The sequence below is a fragment of the Microbacterium sp. genome (assembly GCF_049661145.1).
GTDB lineage: Bacteria > Actinomycetota > Actinomycetes > Actinomycetales > Microbacteriaceae > Microbacterium.
The window spans coordinates 1-24,404 of record NZ_JBASZT010000436.1 but is presented as its reverse complement, the minus strand read 5'-3'; the positions used below and the strand labels follow the sequence as shown (position 1 = coordinate 24,404).

General features: G+C 68.0%; 27 protein-coding genes and 1 pseudogene. 21 read left to right on the top strand and 7 right to left on the bottom strand.

Features of this window, described 5'->3' with window-relative positions:
- Window positions 1-362 (top strand): annotated as a pseudogene (locus WBP48_RS18070) (MFS transporter); the annotation flags it as partial.
- Window positions 363-448: 86 nt separating this feature from the next.
- Here WBP48_RS18070 and WBP48_RS18065 read toward each other — a convergent pair.
- Window positions 449-1,285, bottom strand: coding sequence for an SDR family oxidoreductase (locus WBP48_RS18065; RefSeq protein ID WP_424442149.1), 837 nt, complete (start codon window positions 1,283-1,285; stop codon window positions 449-451).
- Window positions 1,286-1,389: 104 nt separating this feature from the next.
- Between WBP48_RS18065 and WBP48_RS18060 the strand changes: the two genes are divergently transcribed.
- From WBP48_RS18060 to WBP48_RS18035, 6 genes are all read left to right on the top strand, one after another.
- Complete coding sequence (locus tag WBP48_RS18060; RefSeq protein ID WP_424442147.1) at window positions 1,390-2,208, top strand: helix-turn-helix domain-containing protein; 819 nt, start codon at window positions 1,390-1,392, stop codon at window positions 2,206-2,208.
- A gap of 207 nt (window positions 2,209-2,415) precedes the next feature.
- Window positions 2,416-3,309, top strand: coding sequence for a phosphate/phosphite/phosphonate ABC transporter substrate-binding protein (locus tag WBP48_RS18055; protein WP_424442145.1), 894 nt, complete (start codon window positions 2,416-2,418; stop codon window positions 3,307-3,309).
- Between the two features lie 4 nt (window positions 3,310-3,313).
- Window positions 3,314-4,120, top strand: a complete 807-nt coding sequence (gene phnC, locus WBP48_RS18050) for a phosphonate ABC transporter ATP-binding protein (RefSeq protein WP_424442144.1) — start codon at window positions 3,314-3,316, stop codon at window positions 4,118-4,120.
- Window positions 4,117-4,947 carry a phosphonate ABC transporter, permease protein PhnE gene (gene phnE, locus WBP48_RS18045; RefSeq protein ID WP_424442143.1) on the top strand — a complete coding sequence of 277 codons (831 nt, stop codon included), beginning with the start codon at window positions 4,117-4,119 and terminating at the stop codon, window positions 4,945-4,947. Before phnC (WBP48_RS18050) ends, phnE begins: the two co-directional genes overlap by 4 nt.
- Window positions 4,944-5,669 carry a GntR family transcriptional regulator gene (locus tag WBP48_RS18040; protein WP_424442142.1) on the top strand — a complete coding sequence of 242 codons (726 nt, stop codon included), beginning with the start codon at window positions 4,944-4,946 and terminating at the stop codon, window positions 5,667-5,669. The genes phnE and WBP48_RS18040 overlap by 4 nt, the downstream gene beginning before the upstream one ends.
- A 29-nt stretch (window positions 5,670-5,698) precedes the next feature.
- Window positions 5,699-6,880 (top strand): alpha-D-ribose 1-methylphosphonate 5-triphosphate diphosphatase, encoded by a 1,182-nt coding sequence (locus tag WBP48_RS18035; protein ID WP_424442141.1) that lies wholly within the window; start codon window positions 5,699-5,701, stop codon window positions 6,878-6,880.
- Window positions 6,881-6,936: 56 nt separating this feature from the next.
- Here the strand turns inward: WBP48_RS18035 and phnF are convergent, their stop codons facing one another.
- Window positions 6,937-7,704 (bottom strand): phosphonate metabolism transcriptional regulator PhnF, encoded by a 768-nt coding sequence (gene phnF / locus WBP48_RS18030; protein ID WP_424442140.1) that lies wholly within the window; start codon window positions 7,702-7,704, stop codon window positions 6,937-6,939.
- Window positions 7,705-7,842: 138 nt separating this feature from the next.
- Between phnF and phnG the strand changes: the two genes are divergently transcribed.
- The 11 genes from phnG to WBP48_RS17975 are packed head-to-tail and all read left to right on the top strand — an operon-like array spanning window position 7,843 to window position 16,424.
- On the top strand, window positions 7,843-8,319 hold the full coding sequence (gene phnG, locus WBP48_RS18025; protein WP_424442139.1) for a phosphonate C-P lyase system protein PhnG: 477 nt from the start codon (window positions 7,843-7,845) through the stop codon (window positions 8,317-8,319).
- On the top strand, window positions 8,316-8,960 hold the full coding sequence (gene phnH, locus WBP48_RS18020; RefSeq protein ID WP_424442138.1) for a phosphonate C-P lyase system protein PhnH: 645 nt from the start codon (window positions 8,316-8,318) through the stop codon (window positions 8,958-8,960). The genes phnG and phnH overlap by 4 nt, the downstream gene beginning before the upstream one ends.
- Entirely contained in the window at window positions 8,960-10,072 is a 1,113-nt protein-coding gene (locus WBP48_RS18015; protein WP_424442137.1) for a carbon-phosphorus lyase complex subunit PhnI, read from the top strand. The genes phnH and WBP48_RS18015 overlap by 1 nt, the downstream gene beginning before the upstream one ends.
- The gene (locus tag WBP48_RS18010) at window positions 10,069-10,932 is read left to right on the top strand and encodes an alpha-D-ribose 1-methylphosphonate 5-phosphate C-P-lyase PhnJ (RefSeq protein WP_424442135.1); all 864 of its coding nucleotides are present in this window, start codon (window positions 10,069-10,071) and stop codon (window positions 10,930-10,932) included. The genes WBP48_RS18015 and WBP48_RS18010 overlap by 4 nt, the downstream gene beginning before the upstream one ends.
- Window positions 10,929-11,741, top strand: a complete 813-nt coding sequence (gene phnK, locus WBP48_RS18005; protein WP_424442134.1) for a phosphonate C-P lyase system protein PhnK — start codon at window positions 10,929-10,931, stop codon at window positions 11,739-11,741. The genes WBP48_RS18010 and phnK overlap by 4 nt, the downstream gene beginning before the upstream one ends.
- A gap of 3 nt (window positions 11,742-11,744) precedes the next feature.
- On the top strand, window positions 11,745-12,494 hold the full coding sequence (gene phnL / locus WBP48_RS18000; RefSeq protein WP_424442132.1) for a phosphonate C-P lyase system protein PhnL: 750 nt from the start codon (window positions 11,745-11,747) through the stop codon (window positions 12,492-12,494).
- On the top strand, window positions 12,491-13,162 hold the full coding sequence (locus tag WBP48_RS17995) for a DUF1045 domain-containing protein (protein ID WP_424442131.1): 672 nt from the start codon (window positions 12,491-12,493) through the stop codon (window positions 13,160-13,162). Before phnL ends, WBP48_RS17995 begins: the two co-directional genes overlap by 4 nt.
- The gene (locus WBP48_RS17990; protein ID WP_424442129.1) at window positions 13,162-14,343 is read left to right on the top strand and encodes an alpha-D-ribose 1-methylphosphonate 5-triphosphate diphosphatase; all 1,182 of its coding nucleotides are present in this window, start codon (window positions 13,162-13,164) and stop codon (window positions 14,341-14,343) included. Before WBP48_RS17995 ends, WBP48_RS17990 begins: the two co-directional genes overlap by 1 nt.
- Window positions 14,340-14,888, top strand: coding sequence for a phosphonate metabolism protein/1,5-bisphosphokinase (PRPP-forming) PhnN (gene phnN / locus WBP48_RS17985; RefSeq protein ID WP_424442128.1), 549 nt, complete (start codon window positions 14,340-14,342; stop codon window positions 14,886-14,888). The genes WBP48_RS17990 and phnN overlap by 4 nt, the downstream gene beginning before the upstream one ends.
- Window positions 14,881-15,768, top strand: coding sequence for an oxidoreductase (locus WBP48_RS17980; protein WP_424442127.1), 888 nt, complete (start codon window positions 14,881-14,883; stop codon window positions 15,766-15,768). The genes phnN and WBP48_RS17980 overlap by 8 nt, the downstream gene beginning before the upstream one ends.
- Window positions 15,769-15,803: 35 nt before the next feature.
- The gene (locus tag WBP48_RS17975; RefSeq protein WP_424442126.1) at window positions 15,804-16,424 is read left to right on the top strand and encodes a chloramphenicol acetyltransferase; all 621 of its coding nucleotides are present in this window, start codon (window positions 15,804-15,806) and stop codon (window positions 16,422-16,424) included.
- A 90-nt stretch (window positions 16,425-16,514) separates the two neighbouring features.
- Here WBP48_RS17975 and WBP48_RS17970 read toward each other — a convergent pair whose 3' ends face one another.
- The 5 genes from WBP48_RS17970 to WBP48_RS17950 all read right to left on the bottom strand — a co-directional run bounded on the left by WBP48_RS17970 (window position 16,515) and on the right by WBP48_RS17950 (window position 20,440).
- Window positions 16,515-17,411, bottom strand: coding sequence for an alpha/beta fold hydrolase (locus tag WBP48_RS17970; protein ID WP_424442125.1), 897 nt, complete (start codon window positions 17,409-17,411; stop codon window positions 16,515-16,517).
- Window positions 17,408-17,782 (bottom strand): hypothetical protein, encoded by a 375-nt coding sequence (locus WBP48_RS17965; protein ID WP_424442124.1) that lies wholly within the window; start codon window positions 17,780-17,782, stop codon window positions 17,408-17,410. Before WBP48_RS17965 ends, WBP48_RS17970 begins: the two co-directional genes overlap by 4 nt.
- Before the next feature lie 106 nt (window positions 17,783-17,888).
- Window positions 17,889-18,977 carry a zinc-binding dehydrogenase gene (locus WBP48_RS17960; RefSeq protein WP_424442123.1) on the bottom strand — a complete coding sequence of 363 codons (1,089 nt, stop codon included), beginning with the start codon at window positions 18,975-18,977 and terminating at the stop codon, window positions 17,889-17,891.
- 1 nt (window position 18,978) lies between these two features.
- Window positions 18,979-19,683, bottom strand: a complete 705-nt coding sequence (locus tag WBP48_RS17955) for a phosphonatase-like hydrolase (protein WP_424442122.1) — start codon at window positions 19,681-19,683, stop codon at window positions 18,979-18,981.
- Window positions 19,684-19,699: 16 nt separating this feature from the next.
- Complete coding sequence (locus WBP48_RS17950) at window positions 19,700-20,440, bottom strand: GntR family transcriptional regulator (protein ID WP_424442121.1); 741 nt, start codon at window positions 20,438-20,440, stop codon at window positions 19,700-19,702.
- Window positions 20,441-20,657: 217 nt separating this feature from the next.
- Here WBP48_RS17950 and phnD point away from each other — a divergent pair, with 217 nt between their 5' ends.
- From phnD to WBP48_RS17935, 3 genes are all read left to right on the top strand, one after another.
- A complete protein-coding gene (gene phnD / locus WBP48_RS17945; protein ID WP_424442120.1) occupies window positions 20,658-21,593 on the top strand; it encodes a phosphate/phosphite/phosphonate ABC transporter substrate-binding protein in 936 nt (311 codons plus the stop codon).
- Window positions 21,594-21,657: 64 nt separating this feature from the next.
- The gene (gene phnC / locus WBP48_RS17940; RefSeq protein WP_424442119.1) at window positions 21,658-22,482 is read left to right on the top strand and encodes a phosphonate ABC transporter ATP-binding protein; all 825 of its coding nucleotides are present in this window, start codon (window positions 21,658-21,660) and stop codon (window positions 22,480-22,482) included.
- Complete coding sequence (locus tag WBP48_RS17935; protein ID WP_424442117.1) at window positions 22,479-24,281, top strand: PhnE/PtxC family ABC transporter permease; 1,803 nt, start codon at window positions 22,479-22,481, stop codon at window positions 24,279-24,281. The genes phnC (WBP48_RS17940) and WBP48_RS17935 overlap by 4 nt, the downstream gene beginning before the upstream one ends.
- The last annotated feature ends 123 nt before the right edge of the window (window positions 24,282-24,404 follow it).

The window sequence follows — 24,404 nt, the reverse complement described above, 5'->3', positions numbered from 1 at the left end:
GCCTCGCCGCGTGCGGGATGCTGACCGTCGGCGCCGCGTTCACCGCCGATGCCGTTCTCCTGCTCCCGGTCGCCGCCGTGCTCCTCGGAGCGGCATACGGCCTCATCCTCGTCGCGGGGCTCCGACGGATCGACGCCCTCGGCCACCCGCGGGACCGCGCGCGGCTCAGTGCCGCCTACTACTCCCTCGCCTACGTCGGCTTCGCACAGCCGCTCGTGTTCGCACTCGTCGCGACCACGCAACCCGGCCGAGTCGTCTTCGCGACCGTCGGCGCTCTCGTCGCCGACGGCACCGCGATCGGAACGGCCATCGCCGACCGAGCGTCCCGCGATCACTCACCCCGCCGCGCGGGACGGAAGTGAGCGGCGCCCCAAGGACCGGACGAAGGGGCCTCGAGAGTGACCGGCCTGCGCGCGGAACGACGGATGGAACCGCGGGCGACCGTTCCTCAGTCGTCTGAGTCGGCAGCCGCGGCGGACTTCTGCTGCGGCTCGATCTGGTGGAGCCGGTCTCGCAGCTGGGTGACGATGCCCTGATAGGCATCGGCGCCGAAGACGAGACGAAGGGGCGCCGGATGCTGTTCGAGGCTGGCGATGATGCCCGCGGCGATGCGGGCGGGGCTGCCGGAGATCGGGATGTTGCCGTCACGGAGGATCCGCAGTGCCGCCGCGGGGGTGTCGTCGTACGCGCTCATCGGCTCGGCGAGCCGAAGACTGCCGTGCGCGAACGAGGTGCGGGCGCCGCCGGGCTCGACGATGGTCACCTCGATGCCGAACGGGGCGATCTCCTGGGCGAGCGCCTCCGCGAACCCTTCGACGCCCCACTTGCTTGCGTGGTAGATCGACCCGCCAGCATTCGCAGTGAGTCCGGCGACGGAGGAGAGGAAGACGAAACGCCCGCCACCCTGTCCGCGCAGCTGAGGCAGTGCGGCGCGGGCGGTCCGGATGGTCCCCAGGAGGTTCGTGTCGATCTGGCGCTCGATCTGCTCGTCGGTGAGCTCCTCGGCTGCGCCGAACAGTCCGTAGCCGGCGTTGGCGACCACCACGTCGAGTCGGCCGAACGTCGCCACGGCTCCGTCCACAGCCGCTCGGACCTGTGCGGCATCGGTGACGTCCGCGTTCCCGACCCAGAGCCGCTCCCCGCCGCGCTCGATGAGTTCGTCGACGACGCCGGCTCGCCTGACCGTCCCGGCGACCCTGTCGCCGCGATCGAGAAGCTGCTCGGTCAGCTCGCGACCAAAGCCGCTGTTGATGCCGGTGATGAACCACGTGCGCTGTGCTGTCATGACCTCAGCTTCATCCGCCCCTGTCGAGCGGTTCCAGACCGAGGCTCTCCCTGGTAGAGCTTCGGCCACCCAGGGGCGGAGGCCGCGGCGTAGCGTGGAAGATCATGGAGCGGGACAACGCGCTGGGCGACTTCCTGCGGGCACGTCGCGAACTGGTGACCCCACAGGAGGCAGGCATCCCCACCGGATCGGGGGTACGCCGGGTGCCCGGCCTGCGCCGCGAGGAGGTCGCGATGCTCGCCGGCATCAGCGCGGAGTACTACGTGCGCCTGGAACGTGGCCGGGACCGCACCCCCTCGGCCGCGGTCATCGACGCCCTTGCCCTGGTGCTGCAACTGGATGCCGAAGGCACCGACTACCTGCGCACCCTCGCCGGCCGGGCACCGTCCGCGACACGACAGATCGCCAGCCCCGTCCCGCGCGAGCTGGCTCTCCTCGTCGAATCACTCACCATGCCGGCGCTCGTCGTCAACGCCTACAGCGATGTCCTGCTGTCCAACGCCGCCGCCCAATCGGTGTCGAGCGGCATGCGCCCGGGTGTCAACCGGCTGCTCTGGGAGTTCACCGACCCCGACGCGCGCCGCGCGAACCCGGACTGGGAGAAGACCGCGCTCGCCGCCGTCGCGCATCTGCGCGCGCAAGCGGGCGCCGACACCGCGGACGAGCGCCTCCACACCCTCATCGGAGAGCTGTCCATTCGCAGCGAGCGATTCCGACGGCTCTGGGCACGCCATGACGTCCATGCGGCCACAGGCGGACGCGTCACCGTCATTCACCCCGACGCCGGTGCACTGTCCTTCCAGGCCGTCAAGCTTATCCACCCCGCGCCCGGACGACTGGAACTTCTCGTGCTGCACCCTGAACCGGGCACGCCGACGAGGGACCTACTCGAGGTCCTAACAGCCAGCGGTCCCGCGACCTGACATGCTCGCGCTTCGCCTCTGATCGCCTGTCGCCCCGAACATCCGTGGGGCCTCGTGCTGCGCAGTCCGCAAGGGATACCGGAGGAAAGGTGAACAGGCAGTTGGGCTATCCGCCGCGCTTCGTTCATCTGCGGTTAACCCACGGCGACATTAAACCTATCTAGACATGTTCCTGCAAGGTCGATTCCAACCTCAGACAGGACTCCCATGACCTCCACCACTATGCGCATCGCCAGCGCTCTCGGATTCCTCGCACTCGGCGCGAGTGCGCTCACCGCCTGCAGCCCGACCGCCGCCGACGCGGAGGACACCGTGGCTTTCGCTGTCACCGACCTCCAGGGCCTCGAGGAGCTTCAGCGCGAGTACGGAGCTTTCGAGGCGAAGTTCGAAGAGCTCACCGGTCTCGACCTGGAGTTCTTCCCGGTTTCCGACCGCACCGCGGCAGCTGCAGCACTCGGGACGGGCGATGTCGACGTGGTCTTCACCGGCCCGGCCGAGTACGTGGTCATCCACGAGAAGACAGACGCCGAGCCTCTCGTCTCGATCGAACGCGACGGCTATCGCTCGTGCATCTACGTCAAGACCGAGTCCGGCGTCACCGATGTCTCCGATCTGGCCGGAGGGTCGATCGCGATGAGCGACATCGGATCGACCAGCGGCCATCTCGGCCCGTCGCAGCTCCTGGTCGATGCCGGCCTGGAGCCCGGCACGGACATCGACGTCGTCATGGCGGGCAACGGTGTTCATCAGGCGCTGCTGCGCGACGACGTGACCGCGGTGGGTATCGGCTGCCACGACTACGAGGAGTTCATGGCGGAGGAAGACGACCCGAGCGCATACACGGTGATTCAGGAGGGAGACCTTCTGCCTCCGGATGTCATCATGGCTCGCGCCGACCTCGACCCTGAGATCCGCGAGGCCGTGCGAAGCGCGTTCACCGAGCACTTCGACGAGTTGCTTGCCTCAATGCTCGAAGGCAAGGACAACGCCAAGTACGCGGACGCCCGCCTCATCGAGACCACGGACGCGGACTACGACGCGGCTCGCGACTTGTACCGCGCCATCGGCGTCGACGACTTCTCCGAGTTCGTCGGGGAGTGACGAGATGGCCCTCAACGAAAGCACCTCTCACGAAGAGCGACGCCCCACGCGTGTTCACATCCAGGACCTCGTGCTGAGGTTCGGATCGGCTGCTCCGACACTCGCTGGCATCGATCTGAGCGTCCCGGCCGGAGAAGTGGTGGCGTTGATCGGCGCGAACGGGGCCGGAAAGTCCACCCTTCTCCGCAGCATCGTGCGACTCGTCGAGCCCTCCTCGGGCACGATCGAGCTGAATGGGCAGGACGTTCGCAAGGCCAGCAGGCATCGACTGCGCCACATCAGGCGCGACGTCGGCTTCGTGTTCCAGCACTTCAACCTCGTCAACCGCGCGAGCGCTCTCGACAACGTCGTGCACGGAGGCATCGCCAAGCAGGGTGCACGCTGCGTGCTGCCGGCGCTCGCCGCTCGAGAAGTGCGCGAGCAGGCGATGGATTGCCTCGACCGCGTCGGCATGGCGACGCGCGCCGCGAGGCGCGTAGACACCCTCAGCGGAGGACAGCAGCAGCGTGTGGCGATTGCGCGTGCGCTGATGCAGCGCCCGTCGCTGATCCTCGCCGACGAACCTGTTGCCAGCCTCGATCCGGTCTCCGGGGAGGGTGTCATGGAGCTGCTGCGCTCGATCGCGAGGGAGAACGGGATCACCGTGATGTCTGCTATCCACCACGTGGATCTCGCGGTGAAGTACTCCGACCGCGTGGTCGGGCTGCGTGACGGGCGTATCGCGCTGGATGTCGCCGCCGCCTCCTGCGACCCGAAGGACTTCTCGACGATCTACACCGGAGCCGTTCCTGTCATGGACGAGGCAGCATGAGCACCCGAGTAGAGAACGCGACGGCGAGCCCGCTCGAGGCGCCAGCCCGCCTGCGACGGCCCAGCATCTTCATGATGATCGTGCCGATCGTTGCGCTTGCCTTTCTGGCACACGGATGGACGCAGGGAGTCGCGCTTTATCCCAGCGAACTACTTACGGGCGCTGGTCGGCTGGGGGACTTCCTGTCCGATGCGTTCCCGCCAGATGTGACCCGCATCGGGCCGGTTCTGATGTCGCTGCTGGTGACCTTCGAGATCGCGCTGCTCGGCTCCGTCCTGGGCGTGCTACTCAGCCTGCCGCTCGGCGTGCTGGCCGCACGGAACATGAGCCCTCACCCGCTCGTCTACGGCGTCACACGCGGCTTCGTCTCCGTGTGCCGAACCATCCCCGACCTCGTGTGGGCGCTGCTGTTCATCGTCGCTGTGGGCCTCGGCCCGGAAGCAGGCGTGCTTGCCATCGCCGTCGACGTGATGGGACTCTGCGGCCGCTTCTTCGCGGAAGCGATCGAGGAGGTGCCCGACGGTGTGATCGACGGGCTCAGAGCAAGCGGCTCCCCCTGGTGGGCAGTCATTATCGCGGCGGTGTTCCCCACATGCCTGCCGTCCTTCATCGGCACGTCGCTGTTCGCCCTCGAGGGCGCCGTACGCTCGGCCGTGACCGTCGGCCTCGTCGGCGCAGGCGGAATCGGCATCGAGCTGTCGACGTCCATGGCCCTGCTCAGATACGACGAGGCACTCACCATCATCCTCGCCATCCTCGTCGTCGTCCTCGCGGTGGAGCGCACCTCGGCGACGCTCCGCCGCCGCATCATCGAGGGGAAGCAATGAACGCACGAGAGCTGGACCGCTCCTCCTCGACGCCTCTGTACGGGCAGATCGCGGACGACCTCGAATCCCAGCTGGGAGAGGTCTTCGCCCCCGGCGACCTCCTCCCCTCGGAAGCGGAGATCGCGGAGAGCTACGCCGTGAACCGGCTGACCGTACGAGACGCGCTCGCGCTGCTCGCCCGTCGTGGCCTGGTCCAGACCCTCAAGGGAAAGGGAACCTTCGCTGCGCTGCCCGTCACCCGGTTTCCGCTGCGCGCCGGCGACGACGCGAGCCTCACCGCGGCGATGGCGGGCGCCGGACGCAGCGTGGAGAACGTCGTCCGGAACCTCGCCCTGATCTCTGACGAGCACGCGCAACGGCAGCGGAACACGGACAGGCCCGTGTTCCGCTTCGAGAGCGTGCGCTACGTGGACGATGCGCCATGGTCGGTCACTCTCACATGGATCGATCCCGCCCGATTCCCGGCGATCGATGAGAAGTGGACCGGTGGATCTCTGCACGCCGTGCTCCGCGAGCACTACGGCGTGCGCATGCGACGAGGATTCCGCACCTTCTCCGCGCATACGGCCGAGCCGGCAGAGGCGGAGGTGCTGCTCGTACCCGTCGCGTCCCCCGTGCTGCAGGTCGGCGGCGTCAACGTCGACGAGAACGGCGTCACCGTCACCGTCAACAGGCACCGCTTCCGCGGCGACCGCATCGAAGTCGTGACGGATCCCGACTGAACACGACACCTCCAACGAAAGGCATGAACATGACACAGACTCAGATCGACGGCATCACGCTCGCACCCGGCGGCGGCCTTCCGCTTCTCGCCGATGCGCGGGTCTCCCTAGACGCCGACGGAATCGTCGTCGACATCGACGGCACCGAGACCACCGCCTTCGACGCGGATTCCCCTCAGCGTGTGCTCGTGCCGGCCGGCGTCGACACACACCTCGACAACATGACCGAACGTCGGCGTCCGCGTGCGACCGTGGTCCTCCCCCAGGAATCAGTCATCGCGACGCTCGACGCGGAGGCGGCTTCTGTGGGGATCGGCACCGTCTGCATCGCGGCGCGATGCGAGGACGCACCGGGCAAGGGCGTCCACGTCGAGGAGGCGGCAGAGCTCGCCGCGACGATCGAGCGCTTGGCTCCCCAGCTGGCATGCGACTGGCGCATCCACGTCCGCGTCGAGGTCACCGACGACTCCGCCGTCGCCGCCCTCCGGGACGTGCTCGACGTGTCTTCTCGCGCGGCGCTCATCTCAGTGATGGAGCACTCGATTGAGCGCAGCCGGTTCGCGAGCGCTCAGGAGCACCGCGAGTTCTATGCGGCCGACTGGGGCGTGCCCCTGGAGGAGGTCGATGAGATCCTCGCCGCGAAGGCAGCAGGCGGGAACGAGCGCGAGTCTCGGCGCCTCGAGGTCGCCCGTATCGCTGCGGCGGCCGGCCTGCCCCTCGCCACGCACGACGACCGCGACCCCGAGGACATCAATAAGGCGCACGCGCTCGGTGCCGCCGTCGCCGAGTTCCCGCTGACGATCGACGCAGCGCGTCGCGCGCAGGAGCTCGGGATGACCACTGTCCTGGGAGCGCCCAACGCCGTCCGCGGGCGCTCCACCTCGCCGTCGAACATCCTCGTGGCCGATGCTGTTCGGGCAGGGGCGGTGGACATGCTCTGTTGCGACTACCTCCCTTCCGCTCTGATGGCGGCACCGTTCGCGCTCGCACGAGACGGCGTTCTGCCTCTCGCGTCCGCAGTGGACCTCGTCTCGGGCAACCCGGCGCAGGCTCTCGGGCTGCGGCGTCCGGACATCCGTATCGGCCAGCCGCTCACCGCGGCGCTCGCCACTGTCTCGGGCACGACCTTCGTCGGCGAAGGCCTGTGGCGTGAAGGACGCGCGGTCTTCCAGCGGTCTGCCGCGCCCGCCCGCGTCGCAACTCGCGTGTAGCCCCTACTCGGCTCCCGTCCGCAGGAGATGCAATGCACGGCTCCAAAGAGACAACGTCAGGCTTCGGAGCCGTGCTCTCCCGCCTGTGGGACTGCCGCGTGCTCGATATCGAGCCGCACTCGTCCTGCAGCGAATCTTGTCGTGCCGTGCTGCAGAGGGGTCCCGTCGAGCAGGGCATCCACCGCTTCGGTCACCAGCACGATCGCTCCGGGCTCCAGCTGAAGCAAAGAGCCCTCTGCCACGGTCGCGTGTCTCGCGGCCACTGCGGTCGACACACGGACGTAGTCCTCGACGCCGCATGCTCGCAGTGCCGCGGTGACGGACGCCGTGCGCCTCAGCGCCGCTGCGATGTCCGGCAGGCGAGCGGCGTCGAACCACCGGGTCGCCAGCCCGAGAGGCTGGCCGTCGACCTTTCGCAGCGACTCGACGCGGATCGCGTCGGCTCCTGCAGCCATGCGCAGAGCGCGCGCGATCTCGGGTGGGGCGGGCTCGACGGCGCTCTCCACGACGCGCCCGTCCGACGAATGCCGGTCTCCGATGCTCGTCGTCAGCCGGGTGCGCATGCCGATTCGGTGGACGTGCACGGTCTCTCCGATGACGAAGGTGCCGCTCCCGCGCCGGGACTCCACGAGGCCGTCTGCGGCGAGCGCGGCGAGCGCTTGCCGGGCGGTGTGCCTGTTGACGGAGAACCTCTCGGCGAGGGACTTCTCGGTCGGAAGCCTGTCGCCTGTGCGCAGCTGCCCGCCGGCGATCTCGGCTCGCAGCTCCTCCGCGATGAGACGCCAGGCGGAGTATCCGTTCGGCGTCCGGGACGGACTCGTCACCACAGCGTTCTCCCCACCTCGGTTCACCCAGTGTTCATTCGCTCGTCAGACGCGAGCCGCCTCAACACGCGTGACACATCCCATCGTTGCACTAGATTCTAGTTGTCTAGATAATTAGACATATCGTTTGGAGGACTGATGACCCCCGATCTCGAGGAACGCCGGCGAACCGCACGCGTTCTCGCGAACGCCTCGCAGGACGAGCTCGCTCGCCTGTGGGACTCGTGGCCGGACCGGCCCGCCGTCGAGTATCTGCGCGGCCCGGAAGCCGGCCTCGTGATGGTTCAGAGCCGGGCAGGCGGCACGGGAGACCGGTTCAACCTGGGCGAGGCGACCGTCGCCCGCGCCACGGTGCTGGCGCGCAGCGTCTCCGGCGAGAGCACCGGGACCGCCTACGTGCTCGGCAGCTACCCCGAGCACGCGGGGCTGGCCGCGATCTTCGACGCGCTGCTCTCCTCCGACCAGCGCGACCGGGTCCTCGCCGAGGTGATCGCACCGCTGGAGAGCGCACAGTGCGAACGCGACCACCGCAGGCAGGCGGAGGCTCGTGCGACCGTGGTCGACTTCTTCACCGTCGCGCGAGAGAGCGACGCAGACGACGAGGACGACGAATGACGCTCATCCAGGCCTCCGGCGCGTCGGGCCCGTCGTACCTTCCGGGTTTCACCGATGCCGTCGGGGATGCCCAGCGCACCTTCCGCGCGGTGCTCGACGCGATGGCCCGCCCCATGCTGGCGCAGGCCATCCCCGCGGTGCAGGGCGAGCGTCCCTTCAGCGCGCCGGCGCCGCTCGGCGCCGGCGCGGGGGCGATCCTGTTGACGCTGTGCGATGCGCAGACCCCGATCTGGCTCGATCGCGCGCTTCGCTTCTCGAAGGAGGTGGAGAGCTGGGTGCGCTTCCACACGGGAGCACCTCTCGTGGACTCCCCCACCGACGCGCTCTTCGTCATCGCCTCGTCTCCCTCTGTCGCGCCTGATCTGCACGAGCTCGCGCAGGGCACGGATCAGGAGCCGCACACGTCGGCGACCGTGCTGATCGACGCGACCGGAACCGGTCCCGTCGGACGTTTCGCCGTCAGCGGCCCCGGTGTCGACGGAGAGATCGATTGGGACGGTGTCGGCCTCAACACGCGGCTCCTTGACCAGTGGGACGCGAACCGCGAGCAGTTCCCCCGCGGCGTCGACATCATCCTCGCCGACGAGACGAGCGTCCGTGCCGTCCCTCGCACCACGAAGATCGAACGGAAGGACGCCTGATGTACGTCGCGGTGAAAGGCGGGGAGAAGGCGATCGCGAACGCGCACGCCCTGCTGGCGAAGCGAGGCGCGGGCGAGGAGGAGCGAGTCGGCCATGCGCAGCTGCGCGATCAGCTCGCGGTGCTCGTCGCGAGGGTGATGGCGGAGGGGTCGTTGTACGATCCGGATCTGGCGGCCAAGGCGCTGCTGCAGTCGCAGGGCGATGTCCTCGAGGCGGTGACGCTGCTGCGCTCGTATCGGACGACGCTGCCGCGTTTCGGCACGACCGTCGCCATCGACACCGCCTCCCTGCCGGCCGAGCGCCGCGTCTCGGCGACGTTCAAGGACATTCCGGGCGGGCAGCAGCTGGGGGCGACGTTCGACTACACGCACCGGCTGCTCGCGGATGAGCTCGTGGTTCCGGATATCCCATCCGCGCCGGCTCCGCAGGAGGAGTCGATGCCGCGCGTGACGGACCTGCTCGGTGCCGATGCGCTGATCGAGCCCGACCGCCCCGAGGAAGGCTGGGACGATCCGGAGCCGGCTGACCTCACGCGCGAGCCGACCGTCTTCCCCATGAGCCGAGCCGAGCGTCTGCAGGCCCTCACCCGCGGTGACGAGGGTTTCCTGCTGTCGCTGGGCTATTCGACGCAGCGCGGTTTCGGCAACACACATCCGTTCGCGGGCGAGGTGCGCGTCGGCGAGGTCGAGGTGGAGTTCGAGGTTCCGGAGCTCGGGTTCGCCGTGCCGATCGGCCGGATCGAGGTGACCGAGTGCCAGATGGTGAACCAGTTCGTCGGGAATGCCGATCAGGCTCCGACCTTCACTCGCGGCTACGGCCTGGCTTTCGGTCGCGCAGAGCGCAAGGCGATGTCGATGGCTCTGGTCGATCGTGCACTGCGAGCCGACGAGTTCGGCGAGCGCCGCGTCTCGCCCGCGCAGGACGAGGAGTTCGTCATCAGCCACGCCGACAACGTGCAGGCCACCGGCTTCGTCGAGCACTTGAAGCTGCCCCACTACGTCGACTTCCAGGCCGAGCTCGTGCTCATCCGCCAGCTGAACAGCGAGTTCCGAGAGCGGACCAACGCGCCGGCGGGAAGCAGCGACGTTCAAGAGAAAGAGGGCGTGCAGTGAACATCGAACCTCGCATCGTCTACAACGAGGGCTACCTCGACGAGCAGACCAAACGCGTCGTGCGCCGGGCGCTACTGAAGGGCGTCGCCATCCCCGGCTTCCAGGTGCCCTTCGCCTCGCGCGAGGTCCCGATGCCCCGCGGCTGGGGAACCGGCGGCGTGCAAGTCACCGCCTCGATCATCGGGCCCGCCGACACGCTCAAGGTCATCGACCAGGGCGCCGACGACACAACCAACGCGGTCTCGATCCGCCACTTCTTCGAGAAGGTCGCCGGCGCTCACAGCACCACCCGCACGGATCACGCGACGATCATCCAAACACGCCACCGGATCCCCGAGACGCCGCTCGCCGACGGACAGATCATCGTCTACCAGGTCCCCCAGCCGGAACCGCTGCGCTTCCTCGAGCCGCGCGAGACCGAGACGCGGCGCCTGCACGCTCTCGAGGAGTACGGCCTGATGTACGTCAAGCTCTACGAGGACATTGCCAGGTATGGGCACGTGGCGAAGACGTACGACTACCCGGTGCTCGTGAACGGCCGCTACGTGACGGCGCCCTCGCCGATCCCGAGCTTCGACAACCCCAAGATGCACCAGAGCCCGGCGCTGCAGCTGTTCGGCGCGGGCCGGGAGAAGCGCATCTACGCGATCCCGCCGTACACGGACGTGGAGAGCCTGGGCTTCGAGGACTTCCCCTTCGAGCCGCAGCGGTTCTCGACGCCGTGCGAGATCTGCGGGTTGGAGGGCGTGTACCTCGACGAGGTCGTCATCGACGACGCCGGCGGACGCATGTACGTCTGTTCCGACACCGACCACTGCGAGCGCACCGCCGCGAACAAGACCAGTGAGGCTTACGCATGACCGCCGATGGTTCCACTCCGCTTCTCAGCGTCACCGGCGCTGGCCACCGCTACGGCGAGAAGTTCGGCTGCCGCGATGTCGACTTCGACCTGTGGCCGGGCGAGGTGCTCGCGATCGTGGGCGAATCCGGATCCGGCAAGTCGACGCTGCTCGGGATGCTCTCCCAGCGGCTCACGACGGACGAGGGATCGATCCGGTACCGCACGACTCGCGATGCCGCCTCCGGCGAACGCGGTGGTGAGCATCTCGTCGACCTGGCCGCGCTTTCGGAGCGGGAGGTGCGCCGCCTCTGGCGCACCGACTGGGGGTTCGTGCACCAGAACGCCGCCGAGGGGCTGCGTATGCACGTCTCCGCAGGCGGCAACGTCGGCGAGCCGCTCATGGCCAACGGCGCCCGCCACTACGGGCGGATCCGCGAGCAGGCGGCGCAGTGGCTGGAGCGCGTCGAGATCCCCCGCGAGCGCATGGACGACACTCCCGCCACGTTCTCCGGCGGCATGCGCCAACGCGTGCAGATCGCCCGCAATCTCGTGTTCGGCCCGAAGCTCGTCTTCATGGACGAGCCCACCAGCGGCCTCGACGTGTCGGTGCAGGCACGGCTGCTCGACCTCATCCGCTCGCTCGTCGCCGACCTCGGTCTCGCGGTCGTCATCGTCACGCACGACCTCGCCGTGGCACGACTGATCTCGCACCGCACCCTCGTCATGAAGGACGGCGCCGTGATCGAATCGGGTCTCACGGATCGCGTGCTCGACGACCCGCAGGCCCCCTACACCCAACTGCTCGTCTCCTCGATCCTGCAAGGCTGAACGATGACGCACACGATCCACGACACCCGCACCGCGGAAGACACCGTCCTGTCGGTCCGGGACGTCGACAAGACCTTCACCCTCCACCTGCAGGGCGCGCAGACCATCCCCGTCCTCCAGGGACTCACCTTCGACGTCCCGCGGGGATCCTGCGTGGTGCTCGGCGGCGAGTCCGGAGCCGGCAAGAGCACCGTGATGAAGATGGTCTACGGCAGCTACGGCACCGACCGCGGGTCAATGCTCCTGCGACACGGTGGGGGCGTGCTCGACCTCGCCGTCGCCGAGCCGCGACAGGTGCTCGCCGCCCGCCGCGAGACGATGGGCTACGTCAGCCAGTTCCTCCGCGCGGTGCCCCGTGTCCCCGCGCTCGACGTGGTCGCCGAGCCGCTCGTGGAACGGGGCGTGGATCGCCCGGTCGCGCGAGAGCGCGCGGCCGAGCTGCTCGAGCGGCTCAGCATCCCCGAGCGCCTCTGGACCCTCCCGCCGGCGACGTTCTCCGGCGGCGAGCAGCAGCGCGTCAACATCGCCCGCGGCTTCGTCGCCGAGCGCCCCCTAATGCTGCTCGACGAGCCCACCGCCTCGCTCGACGCCCGCAACCGCAGCGTCGTCATCGAGCTGATCCGCGAACGCCTGGCCGCCGGGTCCGGCATGCTCGCGATCTTCCACGACCACGACGTCCGCGACGCCGTGGCCGACCAGGTCGTCGACGTCCGCTCCTTCACCGCGGCCAGAAGCGAAAGCCTCGTCGCATGACGCGCTACGCCGTCTACGCGCTCCCCGGCGCGCTCGGCACCGAAGACGACCTGGCCGCGGTGCGCCTGCGCGACCTCGCCGAACGCTGGTTCTCCCGCGAAGACACGCGCGCGTTCACGACCGAGCCGCGCCGCTACGGCTTCCACGGCACCCTGAAAGCGCCGTTCTGCCTGGCCGAGGGCCGGACGGAGGAGCACCTGCGAGATGCGGCCTCGGCTTTCGCCTCGCGCCGGGCCGCGGTGCCTCTGATCGGCCTCGCCGTGACGAGGATCGGTCGGTTCCGGGCGCTGAGCCCGGGCGGGAGCACCGCGGGAGTCGACGGTCTCGCCGCGGACGCGGTCCGCGAGTTCGATGCTCTCCGTGCGCCTCTCGACGATGCCGACATCGCCCGCCGACGCCCCGAGACGATGAGCGATCGGCAGCGTGAACTCTTCCGACGATGGGGGTACCCGTACGTGTTCGACGAGTTCCGGTTCCACCTCACCCTGACCGACTCCATCCCGGACAAGCGGGTCGCCGAGGTCGACACCGCCGTGCGGGAGCACTTCGCGAGCGTCCACGGCGCCGACGTGCAGCTGCGCTCGATCGCGCTCTTCAGGGAGCCGGCCCCGGGCGAGCCCTTCTCCCTCCTCTCCGTCCACCCCTTCGCTCCATCCCAGGAGGCGTGATGTCGTCTGTCTTCCACAACGCCCAGATCGTCCTCTCCGACGAGGTCCTGCACGGCTCCGTCCGCGTCGCCGACGGCGAGATCGTCGAGATCTCCGACGACCCAGAGCTCGCACCGAACGGATCCGTCATCGAGGACCTCGGCGGCGACTACCTGATGCCCGGCCTCGTCGAGCTGCACACCGACCAGGTCGAGGCGCACTTCCAGCCCCGGCCCAAGCGGTTCTGGGACCCCGTGCCCGCCGTCATCGCCCACGACGCGCAGATGGCGGCGTCCGGCGTCACGACCGTGCTCGACGCACTGCGCATCGGCACCGGCCCGAGCGACGGCAACTCCGTCGCCGAGAGCGCCCGCACGCTGGTCGACGCCGTGATCCACGCCGCCGAGGCCGACCTGCTCCGCGCCGACCACTACGTGCACCTGCGGTGCGAGATCGCCACGGCCGACGTCCTCGACATGTTCGACGAGCTCGGCGCGCACGAGCGCGTGCGCCTCGTGTCGCTCATGGACCACACGCCCGGCCAGCGGCAGTTCGCAGACGTCGAGCACTATCGCACCTATATGACGCCGAAGTGGGGCATGAGCGCGGAACAGTTCGAGGCTCACGTGACGCAGCTCGCGGAGCTGTCCGCTCGGTACAGCATCCCCCATCGGGCGATGATGGCGGAGCGTGCACGAGGTCGCGGGATCACGATGGCCACGCACGATGACGCCACCACGCAGCACGTGGACGAGTCCTCGGCGCTCGGCGTGCGCATCAGCGAGTTCCCGACCACGGTGGAGGCCGCGCGGGCAGCGCGCGAGGCGGGGCAGCTCATCCTGATGGGGTCGCCGAACATCGTGCGCGGCGGATCCCACTCGGGCAACGTCGCCGCCGCCGACCTCCTCGCCGCGGGGCTGCTCGACATCCTCTCGAGCGACTATGTCCCCGCCAGCACGCTGCAGGCGGTCTTCATGCTGTTCGCGGACGACACGATCACCCTGCCCCAGGGCTCCGCGCTGGTCAGCGCGAATCCGGCGCGCGCCTCCGGACTCGACGACCGCGGACGCATCGAGACGGGCACGCGCGCCGACCTGATCCGTGTGCACATGCGCGAAGGGGTGCCGACCCCGAAGCGCCCAGCTGGTGCCACCGTCCCGATCGTCCGCGGGGTCTGGCGCGAAGGGCGTCGAGTCTCATGACCGGCGCATTCGTCGCGATCGTCGGCCCCAGCGGCGCCGGCAAGGACTCCGTGATCGGCGCGGCGCGCACTCTCCTGGCCGCGGACGACATCGAGTTCGTCCGTCGCGTCATCACGCGACCGGCGAGCCCCTCGGAGGACTGTGATTCCGTCAGCGAGAGCCATTTCGCGGCGGCAGAGGCGCGCGGCGCGTTCGCGCTATCGTGGCGGTCGCATGGGCTCGCCTACGGGATTCCCGCTGCCGTCGAGGAACGTGTGCGGGGAGGCGCCGTCGTGGTCGGGAACGTGTCCCGCGGCGTGCTTCCCGAGCTCGGCGAGCGCTTCGGTCGGGCACGAGTGGTCCGCATCACCGTTCCCGAGGACGTTCGCCGCGCGCGCATCGCCGCGCGCGGTCGGGAGGATGCCGCAGCGATCGCCGCACGACTCGATCGAGCCGACCCTGCCCCGGAGCATCCTGTAGACCTGGAGATCGTCAACGACCGTACCGTCGCCGAGGCCGGGGAGGCACTCGCGCGTTTCCTGAGAGGAGTGCACAGCGATGGCTGAGCCCACGATCGCCGTCGTCGGCCCGGGCGCGATCGGCACCACCGTCGCGGCGGCGCTGCACGAGATCGGACGCACGCCGCAGCTCTACGGACGAAGCCGGCGACAGCAGCTGCTCCTCGACACCCCCGATGAGCGGATAACCGTGCCTGGCCCCGTGGTGACGAATCCTGAGGATGCAGGCACGCCGGTGGATCTGCTCTTCCTCTCGGTCAAGGCCACCCAGATCGACGCATCCGCCGCCTGGCTGACCGCGCTCTGCGCTGACGAGACCGTCGTGTGCGTGCTGCAGAACGGCGTGGAGCAGGTCGCCATGGTCCGCCCACACACCCCGGCAGCGAAGATCGTGCCGTCGATCGTGTGGTTCCCCGCAGAAGCACAGCCCGATCATTCGGTGCGTCTGCGCGGTGCGCCACGGCTCACCGTCCCCGCGGTCGAGCCCACGCGAATCATCTCGGAGGTCCTCGCCGGCAGCCGCATCGCCGTGGAGCGAGCCGAGGACTTCACAACGGAGGCCTGGCGGAAGCTGATCCAGAACGCCATCGCCGGCCTGATGGTGCTCACCCGACGCCGATCCGGCATGTTCCAGCGCGACGACGTCGTCGATCTCGCGATCCGGTACGCGCGCGAGTGTCTCACCGTGGCCCGCGCCGAGGGCGCGAAACTCAGCGACAGCACGCCGGAAGAGGTCGTCGCAGTCTTCCAGGGACACCCGTCCGACATGGGAACGTCGATCCTCGCCGACCGCGAAGCCGGCCGGCCCCTCGAATGGCGGACTCGGAACGGCGTGATCGCCCGGCTCGGCCGGGCCCACGGCATAGCGACACCCGTGAGCGATGTGCTCGTCCCGCTTCTCGCGGCCGCGAGCGACGGGCCGGGATGATCCCGCACGACAACAAAGGAAGACGAGGAGCCCAGATGAAATTGAAGCTACCGCCGCAGGGAGTCGTTCACGAGGGGTCGACCGTCGTCGACAGCGTCCTGGGCGCATACTCCGAGGTCGGAGAAGGCAGCAGGCTCAACAACACCGAGCTCGGCGACTACAGCTACTGCGACCGCCTCTGCGACATCGCCAACACGACCGTGGGCAAGTTCTCGAACGTCGCCAGCCTCGTGCGGATCGGCGCGACCGATCACCCGCTGGACAAGGCCAGCCTGCACCACTTCCTGTACCGGTCCGAGAAGTACTGGGATGACGTCGCCGACGACAACGAATGGTTCGAGAAGCGCAGGTCACGCCGCACCGTGATCGGCCACGACACCTGGATCGGCCACGGAGCGCAGGTGAAGCCCGATGTCCGGATCGGCCACGGAGCCGTCATCGCGTCAGGGGCGATCGTCACCAAGGACGTCCCCGACTACGCGATCGTCGCCGGCGTGCCCGCCCGCATCGTCAGATTCCGGCACATCCCGGACGTCGCCGAGCGCCTGGTGCGCCTGGCCTGGTGGGACTGGAGCCACGAGACGTTGCGCGAACGCCTCGACGACTTCCGCGCCCTGCCCGCGGCAGAGTTCCTCGCGAAGTACGAAACCCGTTGAACGGCACGACATGGGCCTCGTGGAGCAGTCTCTCCACGAGGCCCATGTCTTAGCCGACGGACTCTTCCTCGCCGAGCCCGCTCACACCGATCAAGCTGAGAACAGGAGCCTGGCTACGGCGGCCGCGAACTCTTCAGGCGCTTCTTGCGGTGGGTTGTGCCCGACGTGGAGCCTGACGTCCTCGACGAGGTTGGGGAATCGCTTCCGGTGTTCGGACGTGGGCTTGGGGCCGCGGAGGCCGTCGTCCAAGGCGCTGATCGCGATGGTCGGGACGAGTATCTGCGGAAACGTCGCGATGATCTCCTCGTCGCGCGCGTATGCCGGATCTCCCGGCACGAGCTGGAAGCGGTGGCGGTAGGAGTGAACCGCAACCTCCACGAAGTCGGGGTTGTCGAACGAGACCGCCGTCGCCGCAAATGCCTCGTCGGAAAACGTCCAGTTCGGTGACCATTCCTCCCAGAGGAGCCGGGCGAACGCCGCGCGGTTTTCGGTCAGCCCGCGTCGGCCTCGCTCCGAGTGCAGGTAGTAGTTGTACCAGAGCCTGCGTTCACGCTCCGGCGCGATCGGCTCCGTACCCGCGGCGATGTCATGGACGTTGTAGCCGTCGACGCTGACGAGACCCGAGACGAACTCAGGGTGCAGCATGGCGGTCACTGTCGCTGCCCTCCCGCCCCAGTCGAAGCCGCCGACGACAGGGCGATCAAGGCCGAGAGCAGTGATCAACGCCGCGAGATCGGCCGCCAGAGCGGCCTGTTGTCCGGACCGCATCGTCCTGTCATCGAGGAATCGCGTCGGGCCGAATCCCCTCAGGTATGGGACGACGACGTCCGCCCCCTGGGCTGCGAGCAGACGCACGACGCCGTCGAAGCAACGGGGATCGTACGGAAAGCCGTGGAGGAGAACGACGGCAGGTCCTCCGAGAACTCCGCTGCGCTCGTAGGCGATGCGCAGGTCCCCGGCTTCGACTGTCTCGTATGTGATGGTCACATCGCCTCCTGCCGTTCTTCAGCGGCGACCTGCGCCATGAGGACACGCCCGCCGCGGGCGAATCGGTACGAAGACGCACGAACGTCAAGGGCCGCGACGTTCCAGAGGAGACGTTGAGCCTCGGACATGATCTCGCTGAGAGCGACGGAGTCTCGCCCCGCGAACACGAGGCGATCGGACGCCAGCTCTCGGTGCTTCCGCGTGTAGACGCTGATGGGGTAAATGGTCTCGTCCGCTTCGATTCCGTCTTCCAGGACGATCTCGACCTGCGCCGCCTTCAGCCGCCTCTTCTCGCTGAGATCGTGGAGGGATCGCCCGTCGTCGACCGACCCCGGGTCTTGGGGGTACGTCGCCTGCTCGTTGTCAGTCATCGTCTGTCTCGGAAGTCGTCAGCGGATGAGGCGCTGTGCGTTTGACGACGGGGTCCAGAGAGTCACGCCCCCCTGTCCCCCGCCGTCATCGGCATCGCGAGGCTGTTCAGGCAGCAGGAGCGACCGCGTAGCGCGGCGTTGGGCCGGGAACGTTGATGAGGAGATCCCGAATCGCGGAGAGCGGCCGCGGTGCGGCGACGAGCTCGCCCCACGGATACAGATCGGCCGTCGCGGCGAGGAAGTCCAGAGCACCGCCAAGGTGACGGGGTTCGTAGTTGTGCTGGCCGCGAATCGAGAGGTGGCTCCGCACGATGTACTCCGGGCTGATCTCCAGGTTGCCGTCGGGCGCGACGGCGCCGGCTAGCACCGCCACCCCTCCGATGCTGAGCAGCGCGAGCCCCTGTTGCAGAGCCCGCGTGGACCCCGAGAACTCGAGCAGAACGTCGATCTCGTCGATCTCTGCCAGAGAGCCCACCGCGTGAGTGGCTCCGAACTGCTGGGCCAGCTCTCGGCGCTCAGCGCTGATGTCGATGGACGTCACGCTCCGAGCCCCCGCGGTCGCGGCGGCCGCCGCCGCAGTCAGGCCGAGCATGCCGGCACCGATCACGGCGACGCGGCGGCCCTGGAGATCTCCCGCGCGCTCGATCACGGCCATGACTGTCGCCGTCGCGCAGGCTGCCGGTGCGGCCAGCTCGTCGGGGACTCCATCGCTGACGACGGCGATCGGCATCCCGGCCGGGAGAAGGACGTGTTGGGCGTACCCGCCAGAAAGCGCCCATCCCGAGTCCAGCGACTCATGTCCCGCCTTCAGAAGCTTGCGGCACTTCGCGGTGATCCCGGCTTCGCAGCGGTCGCACTCCCCGCACGGCAGCGTCACCGACCAGATCACACGGTCGTTGATGTGAAGCTGAGCGCCGTCCACTGCGCGGATGTCGCCACGCTTTGCGATGACTCGACCGACCGTCTCGTGTCCCAGGATCGACGGAGAGGGCTGAACGCGTCGTCCGCTGACCGTGTGGCGATCGCTGCCGCAGACCGTGGCCAGATCGATCTCGACGAGCACTTCGCCCTCCGAGAGCTCGGGAACCGCGAAGTGTCGCACCTCGATGTCGTCGCCCCCGTTCCACACCGCGGCGAGCGTCTGCGACGGCGCCGTCCCTTCCAGAATCTCGGGGTTCACAGTAGGCGTGCTCATCTCACGCAACCTCCGCCGGGGCAAGTCCTACGAGCTGCGGAACGTCCGCCACGGATCGAAGGATGTGCGTGTGTCGCTCCGTGCCGAGCTCCTCTGCCGTACCGGCGCCCGACAGCACGCCGACGACGTATCCCGCACCCGCGTTGAGGCCGGCCTGCAGGTCACGAGGCGTGTCGCCCGCGACGAGGACGCGCCCGCGATCCGTCACGCCGGAAAGCTCCATCGCGCGGAAGATCATGAACGGAGCGGGACGGCCTTCAGGCACCTCGGAGCCGCATACCGCGCCATCGACGACCACGTCGCCCTGCCAGCCGAGCGCATCCAGTAGCAGGTCCACGATGTCCCGGTCGAAGCCGGTGTTCAAGACGACCTTCACTCCGGCCTCTCGCAGCTGGCGAATCGCGTCCTCGATGCCCGGAAGCGCGGCCGGCGGGTATGCCTTGTAAGCGGCCTTCAAACGGCTTCGGAAGTCCTCCACGACGTGCGCGAGACGCTCCTCGTCCGGAGCGACGCCTTCCGCGTCGGTGAGCAGAGCCTTCAGCGCCTCGTGCTTGGAGGAGCCGTGCCAGCGATTGATGTCGGCTTCGCTCGGCGATGCGCCATGCGCGCGTGCAGTCTCCTCGAGCACCTTGTAGACCTGGAGACCTTCATCCACGGTCGTGCCTGCGATGTCGAAGACCGCAAGGTCGATGTCTGTCTGGGGCATTGCTGCTTCTCTTCCTTCAGGGTTGGGTCCTGCGCCCCAGAGCGGAGCGCATGTTCGGCGTGTTCTCGAGGGTGAATGCGATCATCGCCGGGAGGTATCGGTCGTCGTGATACTCGATGACCGTTCCTTGGGCATCCCGGGCGAGTCGCCGCTGCCTGAGCAGCGGCGATCCTTCGGTCACCCCAAGATGGACAGCGTCGACATCATCGGCAGCGACGGCGTCGATCGTGTGGGAGGCAGAGGCGATGGCGACGCCACGAGTACGCAGAAACTCCCACTGGGATCCCGAGTTCGAGTCGAAGTCGAACAGCAAGCGCCCCACACTCTCCAGATAGGTAGCGCGCTCAAGCATCACCCGCTCGTCGTCGAGCAACCGCAGGCGAAGACCCTCCACCACGAGGCTCCCCTCGCTCACCTGCAGCATCTCGGCCGCCAAGGAGTCCGCCGGACGCAAGGCCAGCTCGAGGATCTGCTGGCCGGGCTTGCGGCCCACCGAAGACGCCCACGCCGAGTAGGACATCAGCGTGTCGAACGGCTGTCGCAGCGCATGCGAGCTCACAGTCGCCCGCTTGCCCTGTCCACCTGAGATCACTCCCTCCGCGCGAAGAGCAGCAAGCGCCTGGCGCACCGGAGCGCGCGATGTGTTCCACTGCACGCAGAGCTCAGATTCAGACGGGACAGCGCTGCCGATCGGCAGCCGCCCATCACGGATCTGCTCGCGCAGGTCCTCAGCGATGGCAGTGTGCAAAGTCGTCACGAACATCATCCTTACATGTCCGAACAAGTTTGCGTCAACTTCACCTCGCGATATCTGGGTATCAGGTAAACGATTGAGGAACAGTCTGCAAAATCGCACCACTACTGCGGCTTCGGGCTCGCGAGTCCCGCATCATGGATGGGTTACTTGGCATGACAAGTTGACTTCGTGTTTTTGCCCGGACCGTAAACTTCCCTCGACACCCAGAAGGTTTCCCATGCAGTCATCCCCGGCACGACCCCTCGCTCTTGCGACGGGCATCGCCCTCCTGCTCTCCCTCGCTGCCTGCTCCTCGACGCCCCCGAGCGGGACTGCTGGCACCGCAGCCGATGCCGGAACTTTCGCCTCGGGCGACGAGAACACGCTCGTGTTTGCCGTCCTCCCCGACCGCGAGGGAGCGGACCAGGACAACCAGCCCATCGCTGATTGGATCAGCGGGGAAACGGGCAAGGAGGTGAGGTTCTTCGAGGCGACCGACTACGCCGCCGTCGTGCAGGGCCTCGCCGCGGGACAGATCGACATCGCCCAGATCAGCGGGTTCACCTACTACCAAGCCCAGAACGCAGGTGCGCAGATCGAGCCCATCGGCGCGCTCATCTCACAGGAGGGCGGCGAGCCCGGTTACCACTCGGTCGCCATCAAGAACCCGGCCTCCGACGCGTCGACTCTGAGCGACTTCGCCGACCAGAGAGTCTGCTTCGTCAGCCCCGCGTCCACCTCCGGTTTCGCGGTGCCGACCGGCAGCCTCCTCGAGGCAGGCGTCACCGTCGACGAGACGAACCGCGTGTTCGGCGAGAAGCACGACCTCACCGTCGCCCAGGTCGCCGAGGGATTCGAGTGCCAGGTGGGCTTCGCGCAGGACGCAGACGCGGACCCGATGATCGCCACGGGGGCCGTCGAAGAGGTCACGCGCGTTCGTGTCCCCGGCGAGCCGATCGTCATGCAGTCCGCCTTGCCGCAGGACCTCAAGGACGAGCTGACCGCGCTCCTCGCCGACAGCACCCCGCAGGATCTCGTCGACGCCGGCTTCGAGCTGAACGAGTATCTCGCCGAGAACTGGTTCGGCTATGGCAAGGTCGACGACTCGTATTACGACCTCATCCGGACCCTGTGCGACGAGGTCGCCGACCAGGTCACGGCCTGCCGAGCTTGACCCTTCATCTGAACGCCTCGCCCAGACCGACGGAGATCATCTGATGGCCAACGACACTCCGGCCGTGCTTGTCACCGCTCTCAGCAAGACGTACCCCGGAGCCTCAGCGGGCCCCGCTCTATCTGGGGTGTCGTTCTCCGTTCAGCGCGGCGAGATCGTGGCGCTGCTCGGGCTCTCAGGGTCAGGAAAGTCGACGCTCTTGCGGCACGTGAACGGGCTGGAGACCCCCACTGCGGGGCGCGTTGTCTCGATCGGGCAGGATGTCTCCTCGCTGCACGGCAGAGCGCTCCGCGAACTGCGCAGCCGGATCGGGTTCATCTTCCAGCAGTTCGAGCTCGTCGGACCGCTCACCGTCCTGGAGAACGTGCTCACCGGATCGCTGTCGACCCTTCGCGGGCCGCGCCTGGGAGTCTGGGCCTATCCGAGAACGCTTCGGCGCAGAGCTCTAAGTCATCTCGAGCGCGTCGGCCTCCTCGACAAAGCTCATCAACGAGCAGATACTCTGTCGGGCGGACAGCAGCAGCGTGTCGCGATCGCGCGCGCGCTCATGCAGGATCCGGAGGTGCTCCTCGCCGACGAGCCGGTGGCCTCGCTCGATCCGGAATCGAGCAGGCAGGTGATGGTGCTCATCCGGGAGATCGCGTCAGAGCGCGGACTTACGGTCCTGTGCAGCCTCCATCAGGTTGACCTCGCGCTCGGCTGGGGCGATCGGGTCATCGGATTGCAGAGCGGATCCGTCGTCCTCGATACCCCCGCGCGAGGCCTCACCCGCGAGCGGGTGATGGAGATCTACGAGAACATGACCACGACCACGGACGAGCTGACCGCCGTCACCGCCGAACTCGCACATGCGCGGGGAGAGGTGTACGCAGAGGAGAACCGCCTGTGACCTCCGTCGCCGATGCGCGGCTCACGCTCTCTCTCCCGCAGGGACGCACGATCGTCTCCGCTGCCGTCATCGCAGCCGTGCTGCTCCTGGGACTCTTGTCGGTCATCGGCCTCGACTACAGCTTGAAGAGCATCGAGACCACGGGTGAGAACCTCCGACGGTTCGCTCAGATGGCGTTGCCTATGCAATGGCCGGGGTTCGAGGTCACGGGCACGCGCCAGCCGAACGGCACTACCGCGTTCACAACGCGCTGGGTCGGACTCGACCCGGTCCGGGAGGTCATCACAGCGATCGCGATGACACTCGCGCTCGTCATCGCGGGAACCGCGCTGGCTGCACTGTTGTCGATACCTGTCGCGTACGGAGCCGCACGCAACACGACGCCGCACCACATCGTCATGATCATCTGCCGAGGAATCGGCATCGTCACGCGGGCGATACCGGACATCGTGTTCGTCGTCTTTCTCGCGTTCCTGTGGTTCAACTCAGGCACGTTGCCCGCGATCGTCGCAATCGGCCTGCACTCGATCGGCATGATCTCGAAGATGTTCGCCGACGCCATCGAGCAGATCGATGACGGCCCGCGCCAGGCGATCCGCTCGGCCGGCGGGTCGAGAGCACAGGAGTTCTGGGTCGGCGTGATTCCTCACGCGCTGCCGGCCTGGATCGCCGTGGCCCTCCACCGCGCCGACATCAACCTCCGCGGAAGCGTGATCCTCGGCATCGTCGGCGTCGCAGGCCTCGGCCACGAACTGGACGAGGCCCTGCACACGGGCCCGTCCGGGATGCGCAGCGCAATACCGCTGGTCATCATCATCATCGCTCTCTGCATGCTGTTCGAGATCGTCTCCTCGATGGTTCGCGCGCGCATGCTCGGCGTGACCCCCACGGGCAGGCGGTTCGGGGACCGCATCGTGCGGGGCGTTCTGAGGCGCAGGCCACCCCGCCCGGCGACTCCCTCCGCGACACGGGACGCCCTCGAACGGAACGCGCGAATCGAAGCCGCAATGCATCGCCCCTGGACCCGTGGACGCCTGACAGCGGCGGCATGGGCATGGGTGGCGCTTGCGCTCGTCGTCGCCGCTGTTTTCGTTGCGGATCCGGATCTCGGGAGGCTGCTGCGCCCGTGGAGCTGGGATCAGGTCAGCAACGCGGAGCTGGACCGCGCCGTATGGCCGCCGAACTTCGGCGGACGCGCGTGGGCCGACGTGCTCGACGCGGTGGTGACGACGCTCCAGATCGCCTTCGCCGCCACGTTCATGAGCACGGTCGTCTCCGCGATCGTCGGCCCGTTGTCCGCGCGCAACGTCGCACCGAACCCTGCGACACGCGCCATCTTCCGAGGCCTCGCGCTCTTCCTCCGTGCCGTCCCCGATCTCGTCGTGGCGATCGTCTTCATCATCGCCACGGGGTTCGGCCCACAAGCCGGCGCGCTCGCCCTCGGCATCGGTGGGGTAGGCCTGCTCGCCAAGCTCATCGGGGACTCGATGGAGGAAGTCCCATCCGGTCCCGAACGTTCCCTCACCGCAGCAGGCGCCAGGAGGACGCAGACGTTCGCATCCGCCACAGTCCCGATGGCTTTCCCCGCACTCGTCAGTCATCTGATGTATCTGCTGGAGCAAAACGTCCGCTCTGCGACCCTCCTCGGGGTAGTCGGCGCCGGCGGCATCGGTTTCCTCCTGATCAATGCGCTGCAGGGGCGCCACTTCGACCAGGTGTTCGCCTACGTGCTCGTCATCATCGCAATGGTCGCCGCAGTCGAAGCGACGGCGATGCTCGTGCGACGCCTCGCCCGCTAGTGTCGCGTGTCGTTAGTTCGTGAATGGTTGCTGGTTTGGGAGAATTGGTTATGGCGAATTCTCCGGCTCCGGCTTTGCGGTTGTTCGATGGCGACAAGTCGGAGTTGCAGCGATGGACGCGCG